Raw genomic sequence first — 25,005 nt, 5'->3', positions numbered from 1 at the left:
GGTCGCCACTCCGGGCGGCAGGAATGGCGGTAGTCGGGTTACCGTTCGAGTGGCCGTTGCGGGCTTTTCCCGTTTGACACGGGGGCGGGATGTACCGTCACACTCCGCAGCGTCAGCACGACACGACCCCCGGGAGCAAGGCCTGGGGAGACCCCCCGCGTCGATCCGGAGAGAAGAGCGAAGTTGTCCCCGACCAGCGACACCGCACACGGCGGCCGCCGACTCGTCATCGTCGAGTCGCCTGCCAAGGCGAAGACGATCAAGGGCTACCTCGGCCCCGGCTACGTCGTCGAAGCGAGCGTCGGGCACATCCGCGACCTCCCGAACGGCGCCGCGGAGGTGCCCGAGAAGTACACCGGTGAGGTGCGCCGCCTCGGTGTCGACGTCGAGCACGACTTCCAGCCCATCTATGTCGTCAACGCGGACAAGAAGGCGCAGGTCAAGAAGCTCAAGGACCTGCTGAAGGACTCCGACGAACTCTTCCTCGCCACCGATGAGGACCGCGAGGGCGAAGCCATCGCGTGGCACCTGCTCGAAGTCCTGAAGCCCAAGGTCCCGGTCCACCGGATGGTCTTCCACGAGATCACCAAGGACGCGATCCGCAGCGCCGTCGCCAACCCGCGCGAGCTCAACAAGCGCATGGTCGACGCCCAGGAGACCCGCCGCATCCTCGACCGCCTCTACGGCTACGAGGTCTCGCCGGTCCTGTGGAAGAAGGTCATGCCGCGGCTGTCGGCGGGCCGTGTGCAGTCCGTGGCCACCCGCCTCGTCGTCGAGCGGGAGCGCGAGCGCATCGCCTTCCGCTCCGCCGAGTACTGGGACCTGACCGGCACCTTCGGCACCGGCCGCGCCGGTGACGCCTCCGACCCGTCGACGCTGATCGCCCGCCTGACGGCGGTCGACGGCAAGCGCGTCGCCCAGGGCCGCGACTTCGACTCCCTCGGGCAGATCAAGAGCCCGAACACGCTCCACCTGGACGAGACGAACGCCCGCGCCCTCGCCGCCGCCCTCCAGGACACCGCCTTCGCGGTCCGCTCGGTCGAGTCCAAGCCGTACCGCCGCTCGCCGTACGCCCCCTTCCGTACGACGACGCTCCAGCAGGAGGCCTCGCGCAAGCTCGGCTTCGGCGCGAAGGCGACCATGCAGGTGGCCCAGAAGCTGTACGAGAACGGCTTCATCACCTACATGCGTACGGACTCCACCACGCTGTCGGACACGGCGGTCGGTGCCGCCCGTGCCCAGGTCACGCAGCTGTACGGGGCCGACTACCTGCCGGCCCAGCCGCGCACGTACGCCGGGAAGGTCAAGAACGCACAGGAGGCGCACGAGGCGATCCGTCCCTCGGGTGATCGTTTCCGCACCCCGGCCGAGACGGGTCTGACCGGCGACCAGTTCCGCCTGTACGAGCTGATCTGGAAGCGGACCGTCGCCTCCCAGATGAAGGACGCGGTCGGCAACTCCGTCACCGTCAAGATCGCCGGCCGGGCCTCCGACGGCCGCGACGCCGAGTTCAGCGCGTCCGGCAAGACCATCACCTTCCACGGCTTCCTCAAGGCGTACGTCGAGGGCGCGGACGACCCGAACGCGGAGCTGGACGACCGCGAGCGCCGGCTGCCGCAGGTCGGCGAGGGCGACGCGCTCTCCGTCGAGGAGATCACCGTCGACGGCCACGCCACCAAGCCCCCGGCCCGCTACACCGAGGCCAGCCTCGTCAAGGAGCTGGAAGAGCGCGAGATCGGCCGCCCGTCGACGTACGCGTCGATCATCGGCACGATCCTCGACCGCGGATACGTCTTCAAGAAGGGCACGGCGCTCGTCCCGTCGTTCCTCTCCTTCGCCGTGGTCAACCTCCTGGAGAAGCACTTCGGGCGGCTCGTCGACTACGACTTCACCGCCAAGATGGAGGACGACCTCGACCGCATCGCGCGGGGCGAGGCGCAGTCCGTGCCGTGGCTGAAGCGGTTCTACTTCGGCGAGGGCGAGGCCACCGGCGCCGCGGAGGCGGGCAACGGAGACGGCGACCACCTCGGCGGCCTCAAGGAACTCGTCACCGACCTGGGCGCCATCGACGCCCGCGATGTGTCCTCCTTCCCGGTCGGCAACGACATCGTGCTGCGCGTCGGCCGCTATGGGCCCTACGTCGAGCGCGGGGAGAAGGACGCCGAGAACCACCAGCGCGCCGACGTCCCCGAGGATCTGGCCCCCGACGAGCTGGACGTCGAGTACGCGGAGGAGCTGCTCGCCAAGCCCAGCGGCGACTTCGAGCTCGGCGCCGACCCGGCGACCGGCCACCAGATCATCGCCAGGGACGGCCGCTACGGCCCGTACGTCACCGAGGTGCTCCCCGAGGGCACCCCGAAGACGGGCAAGAACGCCGTGAAGCCGCGTACGGCCTCGCTGTTCAAGACGATGTCGCTGGACACGGTGACGCTCGACGACGCCCTCAAGCTGATGTCGCTGCCGCGGATCGTCGGCAAGGACGCCGAGGGCGTGGAGATCACCGCGCAGAACGGCCGCTACGGCCCGTACCTGAAGAAGGGCACGGACTCGCGGTCGCTGACCTCCGAGGACCAGCTCTTCACCATCACGCTCGACGAGGCGCTCGCGATCTACGCGCAGCCCAAGCAGCGTGGACGCGCGGCCGCCAAGCCGCCGCTCAAGGAGCTCGGCGAGGACCCGGTCAGCCAGAAGCCGGTCGTGGTGAAGGACGGCCGCTTCGGCCCGTACGTCACCGACGGCGAGACCAACGCGACCCTGCGGTCCGGCGACAGCGTCGAGGAGATCACCCCGGAGCGCGGCTACGAGCTGCTCGCCGAGAAGCGCGCCAAGGGGCCGGCCAAGAAGACCGCGAAGAAGGCGCCGGCCAAGAAGGCCGCCACCAAGAAGGCCCCGGCCAAGAAGACCGCCGCGAAGAAGACGACGGCTTCGAAGACGACCGCCAAGAAGGCTCCGGCCAAGAAGGCCACCGCCAAGAAGACGGCCGCCTCGGAGGGCTGAGACCGCCCGCCGGACCCCACCGGCACCCGGCTGGAACCGACTTCGGCTACCCGCCGGCGAGCGCCCCTACACCTTCCGGTGTGGGGGCGTTTGTATGTTCGGCCGCCCCTTCGGGGAGCTGGCCCCTCCGGATAGGCTGTCAGGATGACGCGAGCCGAGCAGCCAACGGCCCACCACCGGGCCCCCGACGACGCCCTGGTCGCAGATTCCCGGGAGCGCGCCGTGCGCGCACTCCTGCGGCGACCCCAGTTGAAACGGCTGTGGAGCGCACAGCTCGTCAGCGGTGTGGGCGATGCCCTGGCCCTGCTGGTCCTGGTCGTGCTGGCCCTCCAGGCCGCCATAGCCGAGGGCTCCTTCGGCGGCGGCTACCGCGGGGTGAGCATCGCCGTCGCGGCCGTCTTCGGCACGCGCATCCTCGCGACGCTCCTCTTCGGGGCCGTACTCCTCGGGCCGCTGGGCTCCCTCACCTCCCAGGAGGGGCCGCTCGACCGCCGCTGGACGATGGTCGGCGCGGACGGCGTGCGCGCCGCGCTGCTGATCGTCGCGCCGCTGTGGATCGACTGGACCCCGGACGACGCGCTGGCCGCCCTCCTGGTGACCGCCTTCGTGACCGGGGTCGCCGAGCGCTTTTGGACCGTGTGCCGCGAGAGCGCGGCGCCCGCACTGCTGCCCGCGCCGCCCCTGGAGGGCGCCACGGTGCGCCCGCTGCCGGACCACATGGACGCCCTGCGGCGCCTGTCGCTGCGTACGGCCTTCGTGACGGTGCCGCTCGCGGCCGCCGCGCTCGTCGTGGTCTCCCTGTTCAACAACCTGCTGGGCGCGGGGATCGACTGGTTCGAGCAGCACCAGGCGGCCCTCGCCTCGTACGTGGCCGCCGGACTGTTCGCCGCCTCGCTGTCGGTGCTCGTCTTCCTGGAGCTGCCCGACACGCGGACGCCCCGCGCGCGCTCCCCGCTGGAGGGGCTGCGCCGGCCCAAGACGGGCACCGGCGTCGACAAGGGCCGCACCGGAGCCGTACCGCTGCTGGTGCCGGCCTGCGCCGCGGTCGCCGGAGCCGTCGCGGCGGCCGTCGCCGTCTTCGTGCTGCACGCCAAGGACCTCGGCGGCGGGCCGGTCACCTACGGGCTGCTGGTGCTCGCGCTGACCGGCGGCGTCGTGCTCGGCATCCGTACGGCCCCGTCCCTGCTGCCCGCCCTGTCGCGGCGCCGCCTGCTCGCCCTGGCCATCGCCTTCACCGGCGTCGCGCTGCTCGCCGCCGGACTCGTGCCGGACGTCACCTCGGTGCTGCTGATAGTGGGCCTCGCGGGAGTCGGCGCGGGCGTCGCCGCCAACACCGGGCACACGCTGCTCGACCAGGAGACCGAGGAGTACCGCCGGCCCCGGACGACCGAGCACCTGCACGCCGTCGTACGGGTGTTCGTGGCGCTCGGTGTGCTGATCGCCCCGCTCGTGGCCGCCGCCATCGGGCCGCACCGCCTGGAGAACGGCAAGTTCGTCTTCGCGCACGGCGGTGCCGCCTTCACCCTGATGCTGGTCGGCGCCCTGCTGCTGCCGGTGGCCGCGCTGGTGCTCGCCAAGGTCGACGACCGCTCCGGCGTCCCGCTGCGGCACGACCTGCGGGACGCGCTGCGCGGCGGGGACGACCCCGCCCAGGCGCCCGCCGCCGCCGGCTTCTTCATCGCGCTGGAGGGCGGTGACGGCGCCGGAAAGTCCACGCAGGCCGAGGCGCTCGCGGAGTGGATCCGCGCCAAGGGCCACGAGGTCGTGGTCACCCGCGAGCCGGGGGCCACGCCCGTCGGCAAGCGGCTGCGCTCGATCCTGCTGGACGTGTCCTCCGCCGGCCTCTCGCACCGCGCGGAGGCCCTCCTCTACGCCGCCGACCGCGCCGAGCACGTGGACACCGTGGTGCGCCCGGCGCTCGAACGCGGTGCCGTCGTCATCTCCGACCGCTACATCGACTCCTCGGTCGCCTACCAGGGAGCCGGCCGCGACCTGTCGCCGACCGAGATCGCCCGGATCTCGCGGTGGGCGACGGACGGGCTCGTGCCGCATCTCACGGTGCTGCTCGACGTCTCCCCGGAGACCGCCCGCGAGCGGTTCACCGAGGCGCCCGACCGCCTGGAGTCCGAGCCGGCCGAGTTCCACGCGCGCGTGCGGTCCGGTTTCCTGACCCTGGCCGCCGCCGACCCCGGGCGCTACCTGATCGTCGACGCGGGCCAGGAGCCCGAGGCGGTCACCACGGTCGTCCGGCACCGGCTCGACATGATGCTGCCCCTCTCCGAGGCCGAGGTGAAGGCCCAGGAGGAGGCGCGGCGCAAGGCCGAGGAGGAGGCCCGGCGCAGGGCCGAGGAGGAGGCCGCGCGCAAGGCGGAGGAGGAGCGCCTGGAGCGGGAGCGCCAGGAGCAGCTCGCCAGGCTGCGCGCCGAGGAGGAGGAGCGCAAGCAGCGCGAGCTGGAGGAGGCGCAGCGCCGCGAGGCCGAGCGTCAGGCCGAGGAGGCCCGGCAGCGTGCCGAGGAGGCCCGCCGCCGCGCCGAGGAGGAGCGCGTCCGCAAGCTCGCCGAGGAGCAGGCGCGAGCCGCCGAGGAGGAGCGCAGGCGCAGGCAGGCCGAGGAGGAGGCCCGACTGCGGGCCGAGGCCGAGGAGCGGCGCCTGGAGAAGCAGCGCAAGGCCGAGGAGGCTTTGATGCGGGCGGAGCAGGCCCGCCGGGCGGCGGCGGAGGCCGCGGCGGCCGCGGTGAGCGCCGCCGCGTCGCTCGGCTCGGCTCCCGCGACCCCCGCGCGGTCGGCGTCGGACGACGACCTGACCGTGCCGACGCCGGTCGTGACCCCGTCGAACGCCACGGGAGGCCCGGCGGACGAGACCGCGGTGCTGCCGCCCGTGCGGCCCGGTGAGCCCGGTGAGCGGGACGCCGGTGCGCGCCGGGACGGCGGGTCCCGCTCCGGTGGCGGATCGCGTCCGGACGTCGAGGAGACGGCCAGGCTGCCGAAGCCGCCCGCGCCGCCCTCCGCGGCGGAGGAGACCGCCGTACTGCCCCCGGTGGCGCCCGGCGCCGCGGACGAGACGGCCGTGCTGCCTCCGGTACGCGCGGACCGCCCGGCCGACGAGACCGAGGTGCTGCCGCCCGTACGTGACGCCGGCGGGCCTCCCGCGCGCGGCACCGCGGCCGACCCCTCGGACCGTGTGCCGCCGGGCTTCTTCCGCGACGAGCCTTCCGCGGGCGACGGACGCCGGCGGAACGCGGGCGGGGACGCGGGCGAGAACGGCAACGAACGCACGCGTGAGCTGCCGCAGATCGACGAGACGGGCACCCCGCGCCGCCCGCGCTCCGACTGGGCCGAGGAGACTCCGCTGGACGACCTCCCGACCCTCGCGGACGAACTGCTGGGCCCGCGCGACGACGAGGACCGGGACGAGGGCCGCGGCGGGCGCCGGGGACGACGGGGGCGCTGACCCGGCGTGACGCGCCCCGCGTCCGGCGTCGGGTGGTTCCGGCGGGGGACGCGGGGCGCCGTACTGCTCGGCGCCGACGCGGGCGAGTCCCGAGCGGTGTGTGAGGCGGGGAGCCCGGTGGGCTCCCCGCCTTCGTCGTCTCCGGGCGGGGGACGGGTGGGGGCCGGGGGTGTCGCCGGGCGAGGCCGGGTGAAGTCGTTCGGGGGCCGGGCGATGTCGGGGTGGCCGTCGCGCACCTGCGCCCGGCGGGAATGTCAGTCCGCTCCCGCACAATGGGACGCGGCAAGGCGACGTGTGACGAAAGGGCGGTGCTCCCATGCCCGTGTGGGACGACCTTGTGGGCCAGCAGAAGGTGACCGTGCAGCTCGTCGGCGCCGCCCGGGACGCCGACGCCCTGGTGACGGCGACCGCCGAGGACACGGCGCCGCCGGAGGCGTCGAAGATGACGCACGCCTGGCTGTTCACGGGGCCGCCCGGCTCGGGCCGGTCCACCGCGGCTCGGGCGTTCGCCGCGGCGCTCCAGTGCGTCAGTCCCGACCGCGCCCTGGGCGGAGTCCCCGGCTGCGGGTTCTGCGACGGCTGCCATACGAGCCTGGTGGGCACCCACGCCGACGTGCAGATCGTCCGCACCGACCTGCTCTCCATCGGCGTGAAGGAGACCCGGGACCTGGTCCGCCGCGCCCAGATGTCGCCGGCGACCGGCCGCTGGCAGGTCATCGTCCTGGAGGACGCCGACCGCCTCACGGAGGGCGCGGGCAACGTCATCCTGAAGGCGGTCGAGGAGCCGGCCCCCCGGACGGTCTGGCTGCTGTGCGCCCCGTCCATCGAGGACGTCCTGCCCACCATCCGCTCCCGCTGCCGCCTCCTCACCCTGCGCACCCCGCCTGTGGACGCGGTCGCCGACATCCTCGTGCGCCGTGACGGCATCGAGCCGACGGTCGCGGCGGCCGTCGCCCGGGCCACCCAGGGGCACATCGGCCGGGCCCGCAGGCTCGCCACGGACGAGCGGGCCCGCGCGCGCCGGGCCGCCGTCCTCAAGCTGCCCCTGCGGATCGACGACGTCGGCGGCTGCCTCAAGGCGGCCCAGGAGCTGATCGACACGGCCTCGGAGGACGCCAAGCAGCTCGCCGAGGAGGTCGACGTGAAGGAGACCGACGACCTCAAGGCGGCGCTCGGCGCGAGCCAGGGCGGCCGGATGCCGCGCGGCACCGCCGGGGTCATGAAGGACCTGGAGGACAAGCAGAAGCGGCGGCGGACGCGTACGCAGCGCGACAGCCTCGACCTCGCGCTGATCGATCTCACCGGGTTCTACCGCGACGTCCTCGCCCTCCAGCTCGGCTCCCGCGTGGCCATCGCCAACACCGAGGTGCAGGACAGCCTGGAGCGCATCGCGCGCGGCAGCTCGCCGGAGGCGACCCTGCGCCGGATCGACGCGATCGCCGCGTGCCGCGAGGCCCTCGACCGGAACGTGGCCCCGCTCCTCGCGGTGGAGGCGATGGCGGTCACCCTGAGAGCGGGCTGACCGGCCGTCGTCGGTGACGACCTGGGGTGGGGCGGGCGCCGATGCCGAGCCGGCGTCGGACCGTCGCCGGCGGTGGCTTGGGGTGGGACCGGGGCGTCGGTCGTGGCCCGGTGTCGACGTCCTGTCGGGACCTGTTGACGGGGTCACTCGTACGAGGCGGTTCCGCCACTGATGGTGACCGATTCGTCGCGCAAGGTTACGCTCGCGGGATGCACCTCAGGCGCTTCCCGCGGCCGTCGCGGTCCCTCCGGCCGACCTGGTCCCTCCGGCCGACCTGGTCCCTCCGTTCCGCTTCCGCCCGGTTCCCCCGCCCGGCCCGGTCCACGGGCGTCACGGGCCCTCTGCGCACGGGCGGCACGCTGCTCGCCGTCACGGCCCTGCTGGTCTCCGCGTGCTCCTCCGGCGGCTCGACGTCGGCGTCGACGGCGGACGTGGCGCTGGCGGCGCTCCCCACGGCCACACCCTCGGCCCTCTCCCCGTACTACGGGCAGAAGCTGACCTGGCGCGAGTGCGGTGTCCCCGGCTTCCAGTGCGCCACGATGAAGGCGCCGCTCGACTACGACAAGCCCGGCGCGGGGGACATCAAGCTGGCCGTCGCCCGCAAGAAGGCCACGGGCCCGGGGAAGCGGATCGGCTCGCTGCTGGTGAACCCTGGCGGGCCGGGCGGCTCGGCGATCGGCTACCTGCAGCAGTACGCGGGCGTCGGCTACCCGGCGGAGGTCCGGGCGCGCTACGACATGGTGGCGGTCGACCCGCGCGGCGTGGCCCGCAGCGAGCCGGTCACCTGCCTCATCGGCCCCCGGATGGACGCGTACACGCAGACCGACGTCACCCCGGACGACCAGAAGGAGCAGGGGCAACTGGTCGCCGCGTACAAGGAGTTCGCGGAGGGCTGCGGCCGGCGCTCGCCCAAGCTGCTGCGGCACGTGTCGACGGTCGAGGCGGCCCGGGACATGGACGTGCTGCGCGCCGTGCTCGGCGACGAGAAGCTGCACTACGTCGGCGCCTCCTACGGCACGTTCCTGGGGGCGACGTACGCCGGGCTCCACCCCGACCGGGTGGGGCGGCTCGTGCTGGACGGCGCGATGGACCCCTCGCTCTCCGCCCGCAGGCTGAACGAGGACCAGACGGCTGGGTTCGAGACGGCGTTCCAGTCCTTCGCGAAGGACTGCGTGGCGCAGAGCGACTGCCCCCTGGGCGGCTCGGGCACCAGCACGGCACAGGCCGGCAAGAACCTGCGGGCCTTCTTCGACGGGCTCGACCGGACGCCCATCCCGGCGGGCGACGCCGACGGCCGGATGCTCGGCGAGGCGCTGGCCACCACCGGCGTGATCGCGGCGATGTACGACGAGTCGGCGTGGCCGCAGCTGCGCGAGGCCCTCACCTCGGCGATGAAGGACAAGGACGGCGCCGGCCTGCTGGTCCTCTCGGACAGCTACTACGAGCGCGACGAGAACGGCCGGTACACGAACCTGATGTTCGCCAACGCGGCGGTGAACTGCCTGGACCTCCCGGCGGCCTTCTCCACCCCCGAGGATGTGGAGAAGGGGCTCCCCGCCTTCGAGAAGGCGTCCCCGGTCTTCGGCAAGGGACTGGCGTGGGCGTCCCTGAACTGCGCGTACTGGCCGGTGAGGGCGACCGGGGAGCCCCACCGCATCGAGGCGAAGGGCGCGGCCCCGATCCTGGTGGTCGGCACCACCCGGGACCCGGCCACCCCCTACGCCTGGGCGCAGGCGCTGGCCGACCAGCTCTCCTCCGCGACCCTTCTCACGTACAACGGCGACGGCCACACCGCCTACGGCCGCGGCAGCACCTGCATCGACTCCGCGATCAACCGCTATCTGCTCCAGGGAACCGCTCCCGCCAAGGAGAAGCGCTGCTCGTAGCACCGTCGCCCGCCCCGGTGCCGTGGGCCCCGGGGCGTGTGCGGAGCACTCCTCGAAACTGTGTAGACTTACCGACGTTGCTGATCGCACCATGGTGCGGACAGCGCGCCGCCTTAGCTCAGATGGCCAGAGCAACGCACTCGTAATGCGTAGGTCTCGGGTTCGAATCCCGAAGGCGGCTCTGCCGAAGCCTCAGGACTCACTCGCCGTGACCTGGGGCTTTTGCTTTTGTCGGGGGCGGGGAGAGCCCGGAGTCACGCGTCTTGTTCCGGCGGGGCGTCCGCGTAGTCCTCGGCCAGGTTGGCGATGAGTGCCAGGAGCGCGTCGGCCCGGGGGCGGTCGTCCGGTTGGGTCCGCAGGGCCCGGTGGACCTCGCGGAGACGGGCCAGGGCCGCGGGCTCGCGGTCCTGCACCGCTTCGAGGAGCGGCTCGGAGACCAGGTCGACGCAGGCGCTGAGCAGCCGGCGGGTGGCCGGGGACGGCGGGGCGGTCTCGGGCGCGCCGTGGACGGCGGTCAGATGGCGCGCGGGGTCGGTGAGGCTCCAGCCGGCGAGGGTGCCGTGCTGGACCAGGAGCGCCAGGTCCGGGGCGATCCCGATACGGGCCTCCAGCGGCGCGTCGAGGACGTCGGAGTCGCGCAGACAGGTCAGCACCGTGTCCCCGGGCACGCGGCACAGCACCGTGCACATCTCCAGCCGGACGTCCTTCACCTCGTCCGCGCGGAGGCCGCCCGGACGCAGTGGGGGCAGGACGGGAACGCGCTCGGTGGTCTCGGCGTAGGACGACACGTACGGCAGCTGGAACTCGGCCGCCACCAGGTCCCGGCTGTCCGGGTCGAAGCGGAGGATGTCCGGGGTGTCCCACAGCCAGTCCTGGCTGCCGAAGGTGGCCGCCAGCAACCGCTCGCGTTCCTCGCCGCTCGTGTAGGGCGCGAGGTCCACGGAGTTGCCCGTGAAGCGGGGCGGGACGGCGAGGGGTTCGTCGGTCACGCTCGCGTGCCAGTCGTCGCCGATGGTCAGTCTCATGGTCGGTGCCGCCTCATTTGATCTGCTCCGCCGGAGCCATGTAGCCGTTCTTGGACGGAATCCTGCCCTCCACCACGTCGGCGTGGGTGATCGGCCCGCCGGGGTCGGTGGGCAGGCCGCCCAGGGCCTGCGCCCCGGAGTCGCCCTTGAGTCCGGACGGACCGTAGGCCGTGATCACGTTGCCGCCTCCGGCGCCGCCTCCCCGGGCCACCACGACGTCCTCACCCTGCCGGAAGATCAGGTTCCCGCTGCCCGCCGTCGAGTGGTAGACCGCGTCCGGTTTCTTCAGGATCTCCAGGACGCGTTCGTCGCTGAAGCCGTGCCGGGTGTCCGCGTGGTAGTTGCCGTCCTTCCTCATCCGGTCGCCCTGGGCCCGTTCCACGACCTCGTCCGCGGTCTTGACGGCCTTCTCCCGGGCCATCTGGGCCTTCTCCTCCTTCGTGTACTTGGGCATGAGGCCCAGCGGGTCGGACCCGCCGAAGGGGTTGTCCACGTACGCGACCGGGTTCGGCGCGGGAGCAAGGCCGAGGGGGTCGGGGGAGGTGTAGCGGCCGGCTTCCGGGTCGTAGTAGCGGAAGCAGTTGTAGTGGAGGCCGGTCTCGGGGTCGTAGTACTGGCCGGGGAAGCGGAAGGGCGTGTACGTGCTGCTGTCGCGGGCCCAGGCGGTGGTGCCCCACAGGGTGGAGCGGGAGCGCCAGGCGATGTCGCCGCGCTCGTCGACGAGTTCGGTGGGTGTGCCGATCAGGTCGGTGGCGATGGCGAAGAAGCGGCGGTCGATCTCCGCCTGGCCGTCGTCGGCCGTGAGGATGCGCTCGGTCTGGGTCAGGGGAGTGGCGCCCCGGTGGTCCCAGGTGAGGGCGATCGTGTGGGGCCCGCCCGGCTCGTGGCCGGTCTGCTCGCACAGGGTCAGGCCGTCCCAGGTGAAGCGGACCTCCTCGGCGACGCTCTCGCCGTCGGCCGCCAGACGCTGTTTGGCGGTGCGGCGGCCGAGCGGGTCGTAGCGGTAGCGCCAGCGGGTGCCGTCGGGGGTGGTCACGGAGGTGAGGCGGTTCTCCGTGTCCCAGGTGTAGCGCCAGGTGTCGGGCTTGCGGGAGAGGCGGGTCTTCTGCCGGAGGGTGACCCGGCCGAGGGCGTCGTACGCGAAACGGACGCCGCCGGCCCGGGTGAGGGTGGTGCCGGCGTACGCGCGCGGTCCGCCGGACTCCGCGCCGGGGTGGCCGGACGGCAGCGACGCCGAGGTCAGGTCCCCGGCGTCGTCGTAGGCGTACCGCTCCGTCCAGTCGCGGGCGTGGACGGCGGTGACCCGGCCCGCCCGGTCGAGGTCGAAGGCGCGGGTGCCCGAGAGGCGGTCCGTGACGGAGGTCAGGTGACCGTCGGCGCGGTAGGAGTAGGCGCGGCTGTTGACGGTGCGCGCACCGGCGGTGATGTGCTGCGCGGACAGCCGTCCGGCCTCGTCCCAGGCGGAGCTCACGGTGACGAAGTCGCTGAGGACGCGCGTCAGTTCACGGCCGGCGGCGTCGTGGGTGAAGTCGACGGGGCGGCCGCCGGTGGTCAGGCGGTGGGTCTGTCCGTCGGCGCCGTAGGCGTAGGTGGTGACGTGGCCGGTCGGGGTCGTGCGGCGGGTGCGGCGGCCCAGGGCGTCGTAGGCGTAGGTGACGAGTCGGCCGTCCACCTGTTCCGTCTTGGTGCGGCCGCACCGGTCGTAGCGGTACCGCAGTTCGCCGTCCGGGCCGATGGCCTCCAGCAGCCGGCCGGCCTTGTCGTGGACGTAGTCGGTGACGCGGCCGTCGACGTCCTTGCGGACCACCTGGCCGAGCTGGTCGCGTTCGAAGGAGACGGTTCCGCCGAGGGCGTCGACGCGGGCGGCGAGCCGGCCCGCGGCGTCCAGCCGGTAGGTGAGGGTGCGGCCGTCGAAGTCGGTCTCGGAGACGACGTCGCCGGCCGCGTCGTACTCGTAACTCCAGGTCAGGCCGCGCGGATCGGTGACGCGGGTGAGGCGCAGCTCCTTGTCGTGCGTGAACTCGTAGCGGGCGCCGTCGGGTTGGGTGCGGGACACCGGCAGGTCGAAGTGGGTGTACTCGAAGCGGGTGACGCCGCCGGACGGGTCGGTGTGGGTGAGGCGGTTGCCCTCGCCGTCGTAGGTCCACGACTCGGTCGCCCCGTCGGGGGCCGTGCGGTGGGCGAGTTGGCCGTCGGCGGTCCAGCCGAGGAGGGTGACGGCGCCCGTCGGGTCGGTGACGCGGACCGGGCGGCCGAGGGCGTCACGTTCCGTGCGGGTGACGGCGCCCGCCGGGTCGGTGACGTCCACGGGAAGTCCCGCCGCGTCGCACACGACGTGGGTCGTGCCGCCGAGGGCGTCGGTGACCGAGGTGAGGCGGCCGGCGTCGTCGTAGGTGAAGCGGGTGGTGGCGCCGGACTGGTCGGTGACCGCCGTGCGGTTGCCGCGTGCGTCGTACGCGTGGACCATCCGGGTGCCGTCCGGCCCGGTGACCTCCACCGGCAGCCCGAACGGGCCCCGCACGGCGCGTACTTCGCCTCCGTCGGGGCGGACGGTGCGGACGGGCCGGCCGTGCTCGTCGTAGGAGAAGGCGGTGGTGTGGCCCAGCGGGTCGGTGCGGGTCGAGAGGCTGCCGTCCGGGTGGTAGGTGAACCGGGTGGTGCGGCGGAGCGGGTCGGTGACGGCCAGCAGGCGGCAGCCGGCGCCGAACAGGTGGCGGGTGGTGTGCCCCTGGGCGGTGGTGAGCGTGGTGGTGCGGTGGCCCGTCCGGGGGTCGGGTCCGGTGTAGGCGAGGGTGATCTGGACGTGTCCGGCCTCGCCGCCCTCGGCGATCACGCGGTCCTGGTCGTCGTAGACGTAGTCGTAGCGGCTGCCGTTGGAGTCGGTCCAGGCGATGACGCGGTGCCGCTCGTCGTAGAGGAAGGTGGTGGTGGCGCCCGACGGCCTGGTGACGGTGGCGAGGTCGCCGTCCCGGTAGCCGTAGCTCATCAGCCGCAGGTCCGTGCCGTCCTCGCCCGCGCCCGCCAGGGACAGGCCCGTCACCAGGCCCTCGGCGGTGGTCAGTTCGAGGCGGTGGCCCGCCGAGTGGACGACGGCCAGCGGCAGGCCGTCGTCGGCGCGGTCGAAGGTGACGGTGTGGCCGTTGCGGTCGGTGAGGTCCGCCAGCCAGGCGACGCCGTCGCCTCCGGGTTCGCGGCCGGGCGGCGCGGTGAAGCGGCGGACCAGGCCGGTGTCGGGGTCGGTGACCGTGTAGCCGCCGTCGGCGTCCCGCGCGAGGCGCGTGCGGAAGCGGCCCGGCTGCGGCGCGGTGGGCAGGCCGGGGGCCGGGTGCGGGTACGGGATCAGCAGGCCGTCGGCGGTGACGTGCACGACACCGATGGCGTCGATCTGCAGGCGTTCGTCGACGGTGGACGTCCAGGCGGTCCCGAGGAAGCGGCCGGCCGTGCAGCCGGACTCGGTGCGGCGGGCGAAGACCAGCGGCAGGATGCCGGGCAGTTCGACGTCGGTCTGGGGCAGGTACATCCGGCCCGAGGCGAGGTCCACCGGGTCGGTGCCGTCGCTGACGCGCTCCCCGTCCGGCCGGTTGTGCGTGCCGTCCGGGCTGTCGTCCATCAGCCTGCGCAGCCGGGCCGCGTCGGCGGCGTCCTCGGCGATGCGCACGCCCTTCACGGCGGCGCCGCCGCCCCCGCTGGCCGCGGTCAGCGCGAGGTCGGGGATCAGCCGCCCGAAGCCCTCCGCCGGGTCCTTCATGAAGTCGCCGATCATCTGCTTGCCGGTGCCGACCGGGTCGTTGGCGGCGACGACGAGCCCCGCGGCGAGGCTGTTGAGCGAGGTGGCGTACTCGGCGGGGTGCGTGATGTTGTACGGGTCCGTCGGGTTGACGCTGCGGACGAAGTTCAGCAGCCCCGCGGTGCCCTTGATCAGGCCGCCGCCGACATGGTCGCCCATGAACTGCGCCTCCTGGAGCCCGTCGCGCAGTTGCTCGGCGTACGACGGTTTCCGAGGGGCCATGTCGCGGGCGGCGCGGACCGCCGAACGCGCGGTCTCCGCCGCCGTGTTGCGCTGGGTGCGGGCGTCGACGAGGAGGTCCTGCGCCTCCTGCATCAGCTTCTTGCCGGGGTCCTCGAAGGTCGCGGCGGGCTTCGGCGGGAGGGAGGCCGGGTCGCGCTTGTCCGCGGGCTGCGCGTTGTAGCGGTCGACGGCGCCGTTGTAGTCGTCGACCTTCTTGCGGTGGGCGTCGGCGGCGTCCTCGGAGGCCTTCACGCCCTTCTTCCACTTGTCGATCGCGGCCTGCGCCTGCCCCTGCGCCCAGGTGACGGTGTCGGCGAAGGTCTCCAGGGCGCCGACCGCCTTCGCGACGGAGTCGGCGGCGGTGTACCACTTGGGCGGCTGGGTGCTCACCGCGGTGCGCAGCGCCTCGGCGGCCTCGCCCTTAAGCCGGGACGAGTCGAGCCCCCTGAGTCCGTCGCCGGTGTCGTCGAACGCCGTCTGGAAGGTACGCAGGGTGGCGGCGGTCGCGTTGATCTTGGCGGGGCTGCCGTAGACGAGCTTGGTCTTGTCCTCGGTCTGGCCGAGGTCCATCTCCTCGACCTCGGCGCCGAGCCGGTTGGCGACCGAACGGGACTGCTCGCGCACCCAGTCGGCGCCGGACTCCCAGCCGACGTCGTCCAGCCGGTCGGCCGTCCAGTTGCCGGCGTCCTCGACCCGGTTGCCCACCCACTCGACGCCGTCCTCGACCGCGTCCTCGACCGAGTCGGGGGTGATGTCGCTGATGAAGTCGCCGATGCCCACGCCCAGTTCCCCCTACTCGCCCTGCTGGTCCTGTGCGGCGCGCTCCTCCGGCGAGGGGCCGAAGGTGTCGTCCAGCGCCTGGTTCCACTGGTCGTCGGATATGCCGAACGCGTCGTTGAGCGCCTCGGACTGCCGGCCGCCCTGGCCCTCGGTGAGCACGGTCCGGCCGGTGTCCTTCCAGGTCTGCTCCATGTCCTGACCGGCCTTGTCCCAGGACTCGGCACTCCAGTCGGGGTCCAGGGCGTCGGGCGTGAAGACGTCGCCCCAGTCCTGTGCGGCGATGTCCTCCTCGCTCGCGTGCGGGTTGCCGCCGAACACCGAGTTGACGCCCACCTTGATGGCGCCCTCGACGTACTGGTCGTGCTCCCACAGGGTGCCCGCCGCCAGGCCGAGGCGGTTCGCGATCTCGCTCGCGTCGTGCACCAGGGCCCGTACGCCCCACTCCCAGCGTTCGCAGAAGTCCTCGAAGTCGACGGAGAGGCCGTGGTGTCCGGCCTCCATCCCCGTCATCGCCAGCTGTGAGAAGCCCTTCCCCATGATGGAGCCGGTGGGGCCGCCCAGCTCGCCGAGCTGGTCGATCGTCGCGCCCATGCCCTGGGTGAACTTGGCGACGGACGCCTTGTCGAGATTCAGGTCCGCGTCGTCACCGCTCACGAGCGCGCCTCCGGGGCCGGGCGGCCGGTGTCGACGGCCACCGCGTCGGGGACGATGCCGGCGACCGGCGGGAAGAACATCGACCCGTCCTCCGTGGCGATGTCCACGGCGAGACCGGCGGGTTCACCGAGGGAGGGCACGATCTCGTCGACGATGCGCGCGCCGAGCAGCGCCGCGTAGTCCATCGGCCGGTCGCCGGGTCCGTGGCGCAGGGCGAACCGGGCCAGCGCGGCCTCGTCGCTGAACCCGCAGATCCACCGCACCCCGCCCGAACGCACCGACCACAGACCGCCGTCGGCCACCGGCACCAGCAGGACCGAGCGCCGCATCTCCCCGACCAGGGCGCGGGGGTCGCCGTCCCCTCGTCTGCGGTCCGCCGTCCGCTCGGCGAGCGCCGCCTTGGGCTGCTGCACGGTTCCTCCCGGGTCGTGGGTGACTGCTGGCACCGTAGAGCAGGACGCGGGGCATGGCGGCGTCGGTTCTCGTGAAGGTTTCCGCGCGGAGCCGCTCCCGGGACGGGTGGGCGCCGTCCGGCGGCAGCCCCCCCTGGCCGGGGCACGCGTCCGGCGGGCGAACGGGCGGCAGGAGCGCGGACATGGGCCGTACGGCGGGGGAATGAGCGGTGAACGGCTAGCATCCAGGACCTGGTGGTCGGCCGAGATGAGGTGGGTGTCGTGGTGGCGGAACCGCGGATCGCTGTTGCCGTGGTGACCATGGGGAACCGGCCCGCGGAGGTCGACGCGCTGCTGGCGTCCGTCGCCAAGCAGGACGTCGCGCCCGCGCGGATCGTGATCGTCGGGAACGGCTGTCCGCTGCCCGAGTTCGCCGAGCGGCTGGGCCTGCCCGGCGAGGTCACGCCCGTCGAGGTGGACGAGAACCTCGGCTGCCCGGGCGGCCGCAACGTGGGCCTGCGGACGCTGCGGGAGTTCGGGGACATCGACGTCGTGGTCGAACTCGACGACGACGGGCTCCTCGTCGACGCCGACGTGCTGCGCAAGGTCCGCGACCTGTACGCGGGCGACCCGAGGCTCGGCATCGTCGGGTTCCGCATCGCCGACGAGCACGGTGAGACCCAGCGGCGGCACGTGCCCCGCGTCGGCGCCCGCGATCCCATGCGGGGCGGTCCGGTCACCGGCTTCCTCGGCGGAGGGCACGCCTTGTCCATGCGCATGCTCGACGAGATCGGGGACTGGCCGGCCGAGTTCTTCTTCGCCCACGAGGAGACCGACGTCGCCTGGCGCGCCGCCGACGCCGGGTGGACCGTCCTGTACGAGCCCGGACTGCTCCTCCAGCACCCGAAGACCTCGCCCGCGCGGCACGCCATCTACCACCGGGTGACCGCCCGCAACCGCGTGTGGCTCGTGCGGCGGCGGCTGCCCCTGCCGCTCATCCCCGTCCACCTCGGCATCTGGGTGCTGCTCACGCTCCTGCGCACGCGGTCCGCGGGCGGGCTGCGGGCCTGGTTCGGCGGCTTCGTGGAGGGGTTCCGGGTGTCGGGCGGGGAGCGGCGGCCGATGCGGTGGCGGACGGTCTGGCGGCTCACCCGGCTCGGACGGCCCCCGGTCATCTGACCCGCGGCGAGGCGCGGGCGCCCGTGGGGGGACCGCTGAACGCGCGTGCCGCCCGTCGTTTCCGGGCGGACGAGGGCCCCGGTCGCTCACCTCTGGCGACCGGGGCCCTCCCGCGTTCCCGAACCCGGCCGCGGCGGCGTCACTCCCCCGAGTTGCGCGGCGTACGCGCGCGCCGTCGGGCCAGATTCGATGATGTGATCACATCAGACCGCACCAACGGATCGCTAACATGTGGCCAACGGTTCTCCAAGGAATCGCGAGTCGGTCGGCGTGAACTCGTCGTAAGTCGGCGCGGAGTCGCCGGGCGTGGCCGCCCGATGCGGTCTTCGCGGGAAGGCAGTGGGGCGGCGTCATGCGGGACGGGCTGCGGTTCGGACTGCTGGGTCCGCCTGTCCTGTACGCCGCTGACGGTTCCGTCACCCCGGTCGGCGGCGGCAAGACGCGCGCCCTGCTGGTCGCGCTGCTGCTGGAACCGGGCCGGGTCGTGCCGGTCCACGTGCTCAAGGACGCGCTGTGGGACGGGGCGCCGCCGGCCTCCGCCCACGCCTCGCTGCAGAACCACGTGTCCCGGCTGCGGCGCCTCCTCGACTGCCCGACGCGACTGCGCGCCGTCGCCCCCGGCTATCTCCTGCGGATCGGCGACGGCGAGCTGGACGTCCAGGTCTTCGAGCGCCGCCTCACCGCGGCCCGCGCCGCGCACACCCGGCGCGACTGGACCCTCGTACGGCGGGAGTCGGACGCCGCGCTCGCCCTGTGGCGCGGCACGCCCCTGAGCGGCCTGCCGCCGCACACCGGCGGCCACGCCCTCGTCCCCCGGCTGGAGGAGGCGCGGCTCCAGCTCCTGGAGTGGCGGTACGACGCGGAGCTGCGGCTCGCGGAGGCGGCGGACGGGGTCGCGGGAAGCGGAGCCCGTCAACTCAACCGGCTCGCACCGGAGTTGGCGGCCCTCGTCGCGGAGCACCCGCTCCGGGAGTCCTTCCACCGGCTGCTGATGCTCGTCCTGCACCGTACGGGCAGGCAGGCGGAGGCGCTGGCCGTGCACCGCGATCTCCGGGCGCGGCTGATCGGCGAACTCGGCATCGAGCCGGGGCCGGCGGTGCGCGAGGCCCACCTGGAGATCCTCCAGGACGGGGGCAGCGGGGCGGGGGAGTCCGGCACGAGGGAGTCCGGTACCGGGCCGGAATCGTCCGAGGGCTGCGAGGGGTGCCAGGGCTCAGAGCCGCGCCGGGAGCCGACGGCGCCCGAGGGGCGTACGGCAGCCGGGCGTACGGCCGCCCCCGTGGACGCGGCTGCGGGGGCTCCCAGAGGCGCGGGCGAGGTCACTCACGCGGGGGCGGGTGCGGCGCTGCACTCGGGGGCGGGTGCGGTACCCGTCGCGGTGGCGGGCGCGGCAGGTGTCTCCGGCGCGGACGCGGCAACGGAGACCGACCTCCCTCTTCCCGCTCAACTCCCTCCGGCCCCCGCCCACTTCATCGGGCGCCGGGACATCATCGAGGACCTCCACCGCGTACTGGGGCGCGGCGGGGGCGACCTGGGCGACGCCCCGCGCGGAAGCGGCGGGGGCGACCTGGGCGACGGACGGGAGGTGGGCCGCGACGGGGACGGCCGTCCGGGCGCCCGTACGCCGGTGGGCGGCGAGGGCGACCGGGGCGACGGCGCCTCGGAAATCGCCGTGCTCAGCGGCATGGCAGGCGTCGGCAAGAGCGCCCTCGCGCTGCACGTGGCCCATGCTCTGCGGAAACGTTTCCCCGATGGTCAGCTGTACGTCAACCTGCACGGCGCCACGCCCGGCATGACCCCGCTCGGGCCCGGGCAGGCGCTCGCCTCGCTGCTGCGCGACCTCGGCACCGAGCCGCGCCGCATCCCCGAACACCCGGACGCGGCAGCGGCGTTGCTCCGCTCGGTGCTCGCGCCGACGCGCACCCTCATGGTGCTGGACGACGCGGCGAACGCCGCCCAGGTACGGCCGCTGCTGCCCGCCGGTGCCGGGTGCGCGGTGATCGTGACGAGCCGTTCGCCGCTCACCGCGCTCGACGGCGCCCACCGCTTCCCGCTTCCGCCGCTGTCGGACGAGGAGAGCGCGGAGCTGCTGCGCGCGGTGTCCGGCCGGGACGAGGGGCTCGACGGCGCGCACCCACTCGTCGAACTCACCGGCCGCCTGCCGCTCGCCCTGCGGATCGTCGCGGCCCGCCTCGCCGCCCGGCGGGCGCTCACGCCGGACGTCCTCGCCGGACAACTGGCGGCCACCGAGGGGCGGTTGCACCACTTCGAGTACGACGACCTGAGCGTGCGCAGGTCGCTGGCCGTCGCCCATGACGCGCTGCGCACCTCCACGCGGGAGGCGGACCGGGACGCGGCGCTCGCCCTGCTCCGCATCGGCGCGCTCGACCTTCCCGGGTACGGGGTGCCTCTCCTCGCCCGGCTCACCGGCACCGACGCGCGGCGGGCCGAGGCCGCGCTGGACCGGCTGGTCGACGTCGCCCTCCTGGAGGAGACGGCGTACGGCCGGTACGCCCCCCATGACCTGGTCCGCGACTTCGCCCGCGAGATCGCCCGGCCGTCCACGGGGGCGGGCGGCCCGGGGTCGGCCGGGGTTGCCGGGGCGGCCGGGTCTCTCGGGACCGGCGACACGGGGTCGCCCCGGGTCACCGGGACGGAGGGACTCACGGGCACCGGTACCGATACGGGTACCGGTACCGGTACGGATACCGGCACCGGCGTCGGCACCGGCGACGCAGGCCAGCCCCCATCCACGGGTACCGGCACCGGCGTCGGGGGCCGCACCGGCACTGGTACCGGCCACGCAGGCCCGGCCCTGTCCACCGGCGTGGGTGTCGAGGCGAGCCCCGGCGACTCAGGCCGGCCCCCGTCCACCGGCACCGGCGTCGAGGCGAGCCCCGGCGACTCAGGCCGGCCCCCGTCCACCGGCACCGGCGTCGAGGTCGGCACCGGTACCAGCACCAGCACCGGCACCGGCACCGGCGACGTAACCCCACCCCCGTCCACCGGCACCGCTGCCCCCGGCGCCGCCCCTCACGGGGGTGAGGGTGTCGACGTGGTCGGGTGTGCTCTGCGCTGGTACGCCGCCGTCGCCGCCCGGTCCCTCGACGCCATCGTCGAGTCGGGGCCGGACCGCGAGGACCGCAGCCGCCCGACCGCCTCGCAGCCCCCGTCGCACGCGGCGGACGTCGCGTCGGTGCCGCCGTTCGCCTCGGCCAGGGAGGCGTTCGCCTGGGGTGACCAGGAGCTGGAGAACGTGGTGGCGCTCGTCGAGCGCTACGCCCACTCCCACCCGCACGTCCTCGTCCTGGTGCGCCTGATCCACCCGTACGTGCAACGCAGCGGCCGGGTCGCTGAGTTGGAGGTGATCCAGCGGGCGGCACTCGGGGCGGCGCGACGGCTCGGCGACGAGGCGGCGGAGGCGTACGCGCTCGGCGACCTGGCGGGGCTGCACTTCATGACGGGACGCACCACCGACGCCCTCGCCCTGAACGACCGGGCGCTGGCGCTCTGGCGGCGGCTAGGCGTGCTGTCCTGCGTGCGCCGGGGGCTGAACAACCGCGGGATGCTCCTCGAAGGGCTCGGACGCTACGCCGAGTCGGGCGAGGCTCTGCTGCAGAGCCTGGAACTGTCCCGCACGCTGGGCGACCCGCACACCGAGGCCGTCACCTACAGCCACCTGGGCAATCTGTACGAGCACACGGACCCCCGGGCCGCCATCGCCCACCACAAGCGCAGCCTCGCGATCGGCGACGCGACGGACGACGTGATCCTGCGGCACTCCGCCCACTGCAACATCGGCTTCGCGCATCTCACCCTGGGTGAACCCTCCGCCGCCGTACCGCACTTCGAGGAGAGCCTGCGCATCCTCGACGGGCACGGCTACTGGCACGGGGAGTCGCAGACCCGGCTGGGGCTGGTGCGGGCGCTGCGCCGGCTGGGGAGCGTGGAGCGGGCCGCCCGGGAGTGCGAGGTGCTGCTGCGCCGGGCGGACCGGCGTGCGGACCGGTTCACACAGGGGCTCGCCCGCCACCAGCGCGGGCTGCTGCTCCGTGCCTGCGGGCGTCTCGGCGAGGCCTACGAGGAGTGGGAGTCGGCGCTCGACGCGCTGGCGGGCAGGGACACACCCGTGGTCGAGGAGCTGGCGGCACTTCTCGCCACGAGGTGAACGGCTGCCGCCGCCTCGTGCGGGCCGCTCACTTCGCGTCCGCGTAGCACTCCACCACCGCCGTGGTGAACGGGAAGCGGACCGGGGTCGGGCCGAAGGTGAGCGTGCCCGCCAGCTCCGCGGCCTCGCGGATCGCGGTCACCACCGTGCCGGCCTCCTCGGCGGGGCAGTGCACGATCACCTCGTCGTGCTGGAAGAAGACGAGCTCGGCGGCGAGCCCGGCGCAGGTGCGGCGCAGGGCGGCGAGGACCAGCAGGGCCCAGTCGGCGGCGCTGCCCTGGACGACGAAGTTGCGGGCGAAGCGGCCCCGGGCGCGGGAGTCGCTGGACGCGTAGCCGGGGACCCAGCCCTGGTCGGCGGCGCCGGCGTCACCCGAGTCCACCGGGGCGTCCTGCGGGATGCCGGCCTCCTCGGCCCCCTCGCCGGAGCCCGCGGCCGGCGGGCACGTCCGTCCCAGCCACGTCCGCACCAGGCGTCCCTCCTCGCCCGCCCGGGCCGCGTCGTCGACGTAGGCGACGGCCCGGGGGAAGCGGCGGCGCAGCAGGGCGAGGTTCTTCAGTCCGTCGCCGGACGTCTGTCCGTACACCGCGCCGAGGACGGCGAGTTTGGCCTGGGCGCGGTCACCGGCGAAGGCCCGGTCGGACACCGACTGGTACAGGTCGCTCTCGCGGCCGGCGACCTCCATCAGGCCGGGGTCGCGGGAGATCGCCGCCAGTACGCGCGGTTCCATCTGGTCGGCGTCGGCCACCACGAGCCGCCAGCCCGGGTCCGCGACGACGGCACGGCGGATCACCTTGGGGATCTGCAGGGCGCCGCCGCCGTTCGTCACCCAGCGGCCGGTGACCGTGCCGCCCGGCAGGTACTCGGGGCGGAAGCGGCCGTCCCTGACCCAGTCCTGGAGCCAGGACCAGCCGTGGGCGACCCAGATCCGGTACAGCTTCTTGTACTCCAGCAGGGGCTTCACGGCCGGGTGGTCGACGGACTCCAGCTCCCAGCGCCGGGTGGACCTGACCTTGATGCCGGCCTGGGCGAACGCCTTCACGACGTCCGCGGGCAGGTCGGGGCGCACCCGTCGGCCGAAGGCGGCCGACACCTCGTCCGCGAGCTCGGCCAGGCGGCGGGGCTCGCCGCCGCCCGCGTACCGCTCGCCGAGCAGTTCGTGCAGCACCTCGCGGTGGACGTCCGCGCTCCAGGGGAGCCCCGAGCCGTTCATCTCGGCGGCCACCAGCATGCCCGCCGACTCGGCCGCGGTCAGCAACCGCATCCGGTCCGGGTGCGTCGCCGCGTCGTGCCGGCGCCGCTGGTCGGCGTACACCTCCAGGAGGTCGCCGAGAGGTACGCGCCTGGGGCGCGGTTCGAAGAGGGACGACTGCGAGCCGGGCTCGGCTGAGCGCTGGGGCGGGTCCTGCGGCACGGGGCCGCCGCGCAGTCTGGCGAGTGCGGCGGCCGCCGACCGGGGTTCACCGAGGCGCCCCTCGTGGCCGAGCAGCAGGGTCTCGGCCGCCTCGATGTCGTAGCACCGCTCGACTCGCACCCCCGCGGCGAGCAGGCGCGGGTACACCTCGGCCGTCGACCGCCACACCCAGCGGACCACGTCCGGCCGCGTCCGCACGGCCTCGACGAGGTCCGCCTCGCGGTGGACCGGTCCCGCGGGCAGCCCGTCCGGGCCGAGGGCGACGACTTCCGCGCCGCCGTCCTCGGCCGGGGCGAGTGCCCACCGGTCCGTCATGTCTGCGAGTGTCGCAGGGGGGTCTGACATCGGCGTTCCCCACGCGGAGCCCCCGCCTCCGTGTCCCGGCACGTGCCCGCGGGGCGGTCGGTCGGGGCGCGGCGGCCGGCACCTTTCAGCAAGGCGCCCGCACGGCGGCAAGGGGGGCCGGGGACGGAGCGTTCGGGTGCGGCGGGGGTCTGTCCGCGGGGTGGCCGCAGGCGGTCAAGGGGGCCCGGGAACGGAGCGCCCGGGTGCGGCGGGCGCCTGTCCGCGGGGTGGCCGCATGCCGTCGAGGGGGCCCGGGGACGGAGCGCCCGGGTGCGGCGGGGGTCTGTCCGCGGGGTGGCCGCAGGCCGTCGAGCGGGCCAGGGGACGGGCGGCGGGGACTGCCCGCGGGCTGCCCTCGACTCCGCACGGCCCGCCGACGAGACGCCGACGACCACCCCCGAACCGAGCCCGGGCGACCGCGACCGTGCCCCCGGCCGTGGTCACTCCGCCGTCTGTGCCATCCGCTGCTGGATCTCCGCGAGGGCCCGCGTGACGTGGTCCTCGGTCGTCGGCTTGTCGATGCCGAGGGCCGTCAGGACGCCCTCGCCGTTCTCGTGCTCAAGCAGGGCCAGGAGGATGTGCTCGGTGCCGACGTAGTTGTGGCCGAGGCGCAGGGCCTCACGGAAGGTGAGTTCCAGGACCTTCTTCGCCGCGGGGCCGTACGGCACGAGCTCCGGGACCTCGGGGGAGGCCGGCGGGAGCGCGCCGGTGGCGGCCGCGCGGACGGCGTCCAGGGTCACGCCCTGCGCCGTGATCGCCCGGGCGGCGAGTGCCTCGGGTTCGCTGATCAGACCGAGGACGAGGTGCTCGGGCAGGCCCTCGGCGTTCCCCGCGTCCCGGGCCTCGCTGTGCGCGGCCATGACCACCTTCCGCGCGCGCTCGGTGTAGCGCCCGAAGCCCTGGCTCGGGTCGAGGTCCGACTCGGCCTTGGGCACGAAACGCTTCTGGGCCGCCTGCCGTGTCACGCCCATGCTCCGGCCGATGTCCGTCCAGGAGGCGCCCGAGCGCCGCGCCTGGTCCACGAAGTGGCCGATCAGATGGTCGGCCACCTCGCCGAGGTGGTCCGCGGCGATCACCGCGTCCTGGAGCTGGTCGAGTGCGTCGGTGTGGACCTTCTTGATGGCCTCGATCAGGTCGTCGAGGCGCACGGTCGCCTTGCCCGCCGGGTTCGTCGTCATGTGTCA

Annotated in this window: 12 protein-coding genes and 1 tRNA gene; 7 read left to right on the top strand and 6 right to left on the bottom strand. The window is 74.1% G+C overall.

From position 1 onward, the window contains the following. Positions 1-183 precede the first annotated feature (183 nt). The 5 genes from topA (at position 184) to ACFYQQ_RS16570 (ending at position 10,036) form a co-directional block, all read left to right on the top strand. Positions 184-2,997 (top strand): type I DNA topoisomerase, encoded by a 2,814-nt coding sequence (topA, locus tag ACFYQQ_RS16590; RefSeq protein WP_355780756.1) that lies wholly within the window; start codon positions 184-186, stop codon positions 2,995-2,997. Positions 2,998-3,141: 144 nt separating this feature from the next. Then, complete coding sequence (gene tmk / locus ACFYQQ_RS16585) at positions 3,142-6,447, top strand: dTMP kinase (protein ID WP_388904806.1); 3,306 nt, start codon at positions 3,142-3,144, stop codon at positions 6,445-6,447. Positions 6,448-6,763: 316 nt separating this feature from the next. Further along, positions 6,764-7,969, top strand: a complete 1,206-nt coding sequence (locus ACFYQQ_RS16580; RefSeq protein WP_356238010.1) for a DNA polymerase III subunit delta' — start codon at positions 6,764-6,766, stop codon at positions 7,967-7,969. A gap of 209 nt (positions 7,970-8,178) precedes the next feature. After that, positions 8,179-9,855, top strand: coding sequence for an alpha/beta hydrolase (locus tag ACFYQQ_RS16575; protein WP_355790839.1), 1,677 nt, complete (start codon positions 8,179-8,181; stop codon positions 9,853-9,855). A 107-nt stretch (positions 9,856-9,962) separates the two neighbouring features. Then, positions 9,963-10,036: transfer RNA gene (locus tag ACFYQQ_RS16570), tRNA-Thr, on the top strand. A 73-nt stretch (positions 10,037-10,109) separates the two neighbouring features. Here the strand turns inward: ACFYQQ_RS16570 and ACFYQQ_RS16565 are convergent. From ACFYQQ_RS16565 to ACFYQQ_RS16550, 4 genes are read right to left on the bottom strand one after another with little or no spacing between them, the layout of a single operon-like run. Beyond that, positions 10,110-10,880 (bottom strand): hypothetical protein, encoded by a 771-nt coding sequence (locus ACFYQQ_RS16565; protein ID WP_355790842.1) that lies wholly within the window; start codon positions 10,878-10,880, stop codon positions 10,110-10,112. Positions 10,881-10,893: 13 nt separating this feature from the next. Beyond that, the gene (locus ACFYQQ_RS16560) at positions 10,894-15,669 is read right to left on the bottom strand and encodes a putative T7SS-secreted protein (RefSeq protein ID WP_388904805.1); all 4,776 of its coding nucleotides are present in this window, start codon (positions 15,667-15,669) and stop codon (positions 10,894-10,896) included. A gap of 12 nt (positions 15,670-15,681) precedes the next feature. Next, on the bottom strand, positions 15,682-16,323 hold the full coding sequence (locus tag ACFYQQ_RS16555) for a hypothetical protein (RefSeq protein ID WP_355785744.1): 642 nt from the start codon (positions 16,321-16,323) through the stop codon (positions 15,682-15,684). Continuing rightward, positions 16,320-16,736, bottom strand: coding sequence for a hypothetical protein (locus tag ACFYQQ_RS16550; protein ID WP_388904804.1), 417 nt, complete (start codon positions 16,734-16,736; stop codon positions 16,320-16,322). The genes ACFYQQ_RS16555 and ACFYQQ_RS16550 overlap by 4 nt, the downstream gene beginning before the upstream one ends. A 264-nt stretch (positions 16,737-17,000) precedes the next feature. Between ACFYQQ_RS16550 and ACFYQQ_RS16545 the strand changes: the two genes are divergently transcribed. Both ACFYQQ_RS16545 and ACFYQQ_RS16540 read left to right on the top strand, forming a co-directional pair. After that, the gene (locus tag ACFYQQ_RS16545) at positions 17,001-17,894 is read left to right on the top strand and encodes a glycosyltransferase (protein ID WP_355795268.1); all 894 of its coding nucleotides are present in this window, start codon (positions 17,001-17,003) and stop codon (positions 17,892-17,894) included. Positions 17,895-18,246: 352 nt separating this feature from the next. Continuing rightward, positions 18,247-22,062, top strand: coding sequence for a BTAD domain-containing putative transcriptional regulator (locus ACFYQQ_RS16540; RefSeq protein WP_388904803.1), 3,816 nt, complete (start codon positions 18,247-18,249; stop codon positions 22,060-22,062). Between the two features lie 28 nt (positions 22,063-22,090). On the opposite strand, the gene ACFYQQ_RS16535 is transcribed toward ACFYQQ_RS16540, so the two are convergent. Together ACFYQQ_RS16535 and ACFYQQ_RS16530 are read right to left on the bottom strand one after the other, a co-directional pair. Continuing rightward, entirely contained in the window at positions 22,091-23,791 is a 1,701-nt protein-coding gene (locus ACFYQQ_RS16535) for a bifunctional 3'-5' exonuclease/DNA polymerase (RefSeq protein WP_355787755.1), read from the bottom strand. Positions 23,792-24,261: 470 nt separating this feature from the next. Next, positions 24,262-24,999 (bottom strand): Clp protease N-terminal domain-containing protein, encoded by a 738-nt coding sequence (locus tag ACFYQQ_RS16530; RefSeq protein ID WP_355793620.1) that lies wholly within the window; start codon positions 24,997-24,999, stop codon positions 24,262-24,264. Positions 25,000-25,005 lie beyond the last annotated feature (6 nt).

The sequence above is a fragment of the Streptomyces sp. NPDC005496 genome, from assembly GCF_042872045.1.
Lineage (GTDB): Bacteria > Actinomycetota > Actinomycetes > Streptomycetales > Streptomycetaceae > Streptomyces.
Note: the sequence above shows the minus strand (reverse complement) of the source record. Positions and strands in the feature narration are given on the sequence as shown.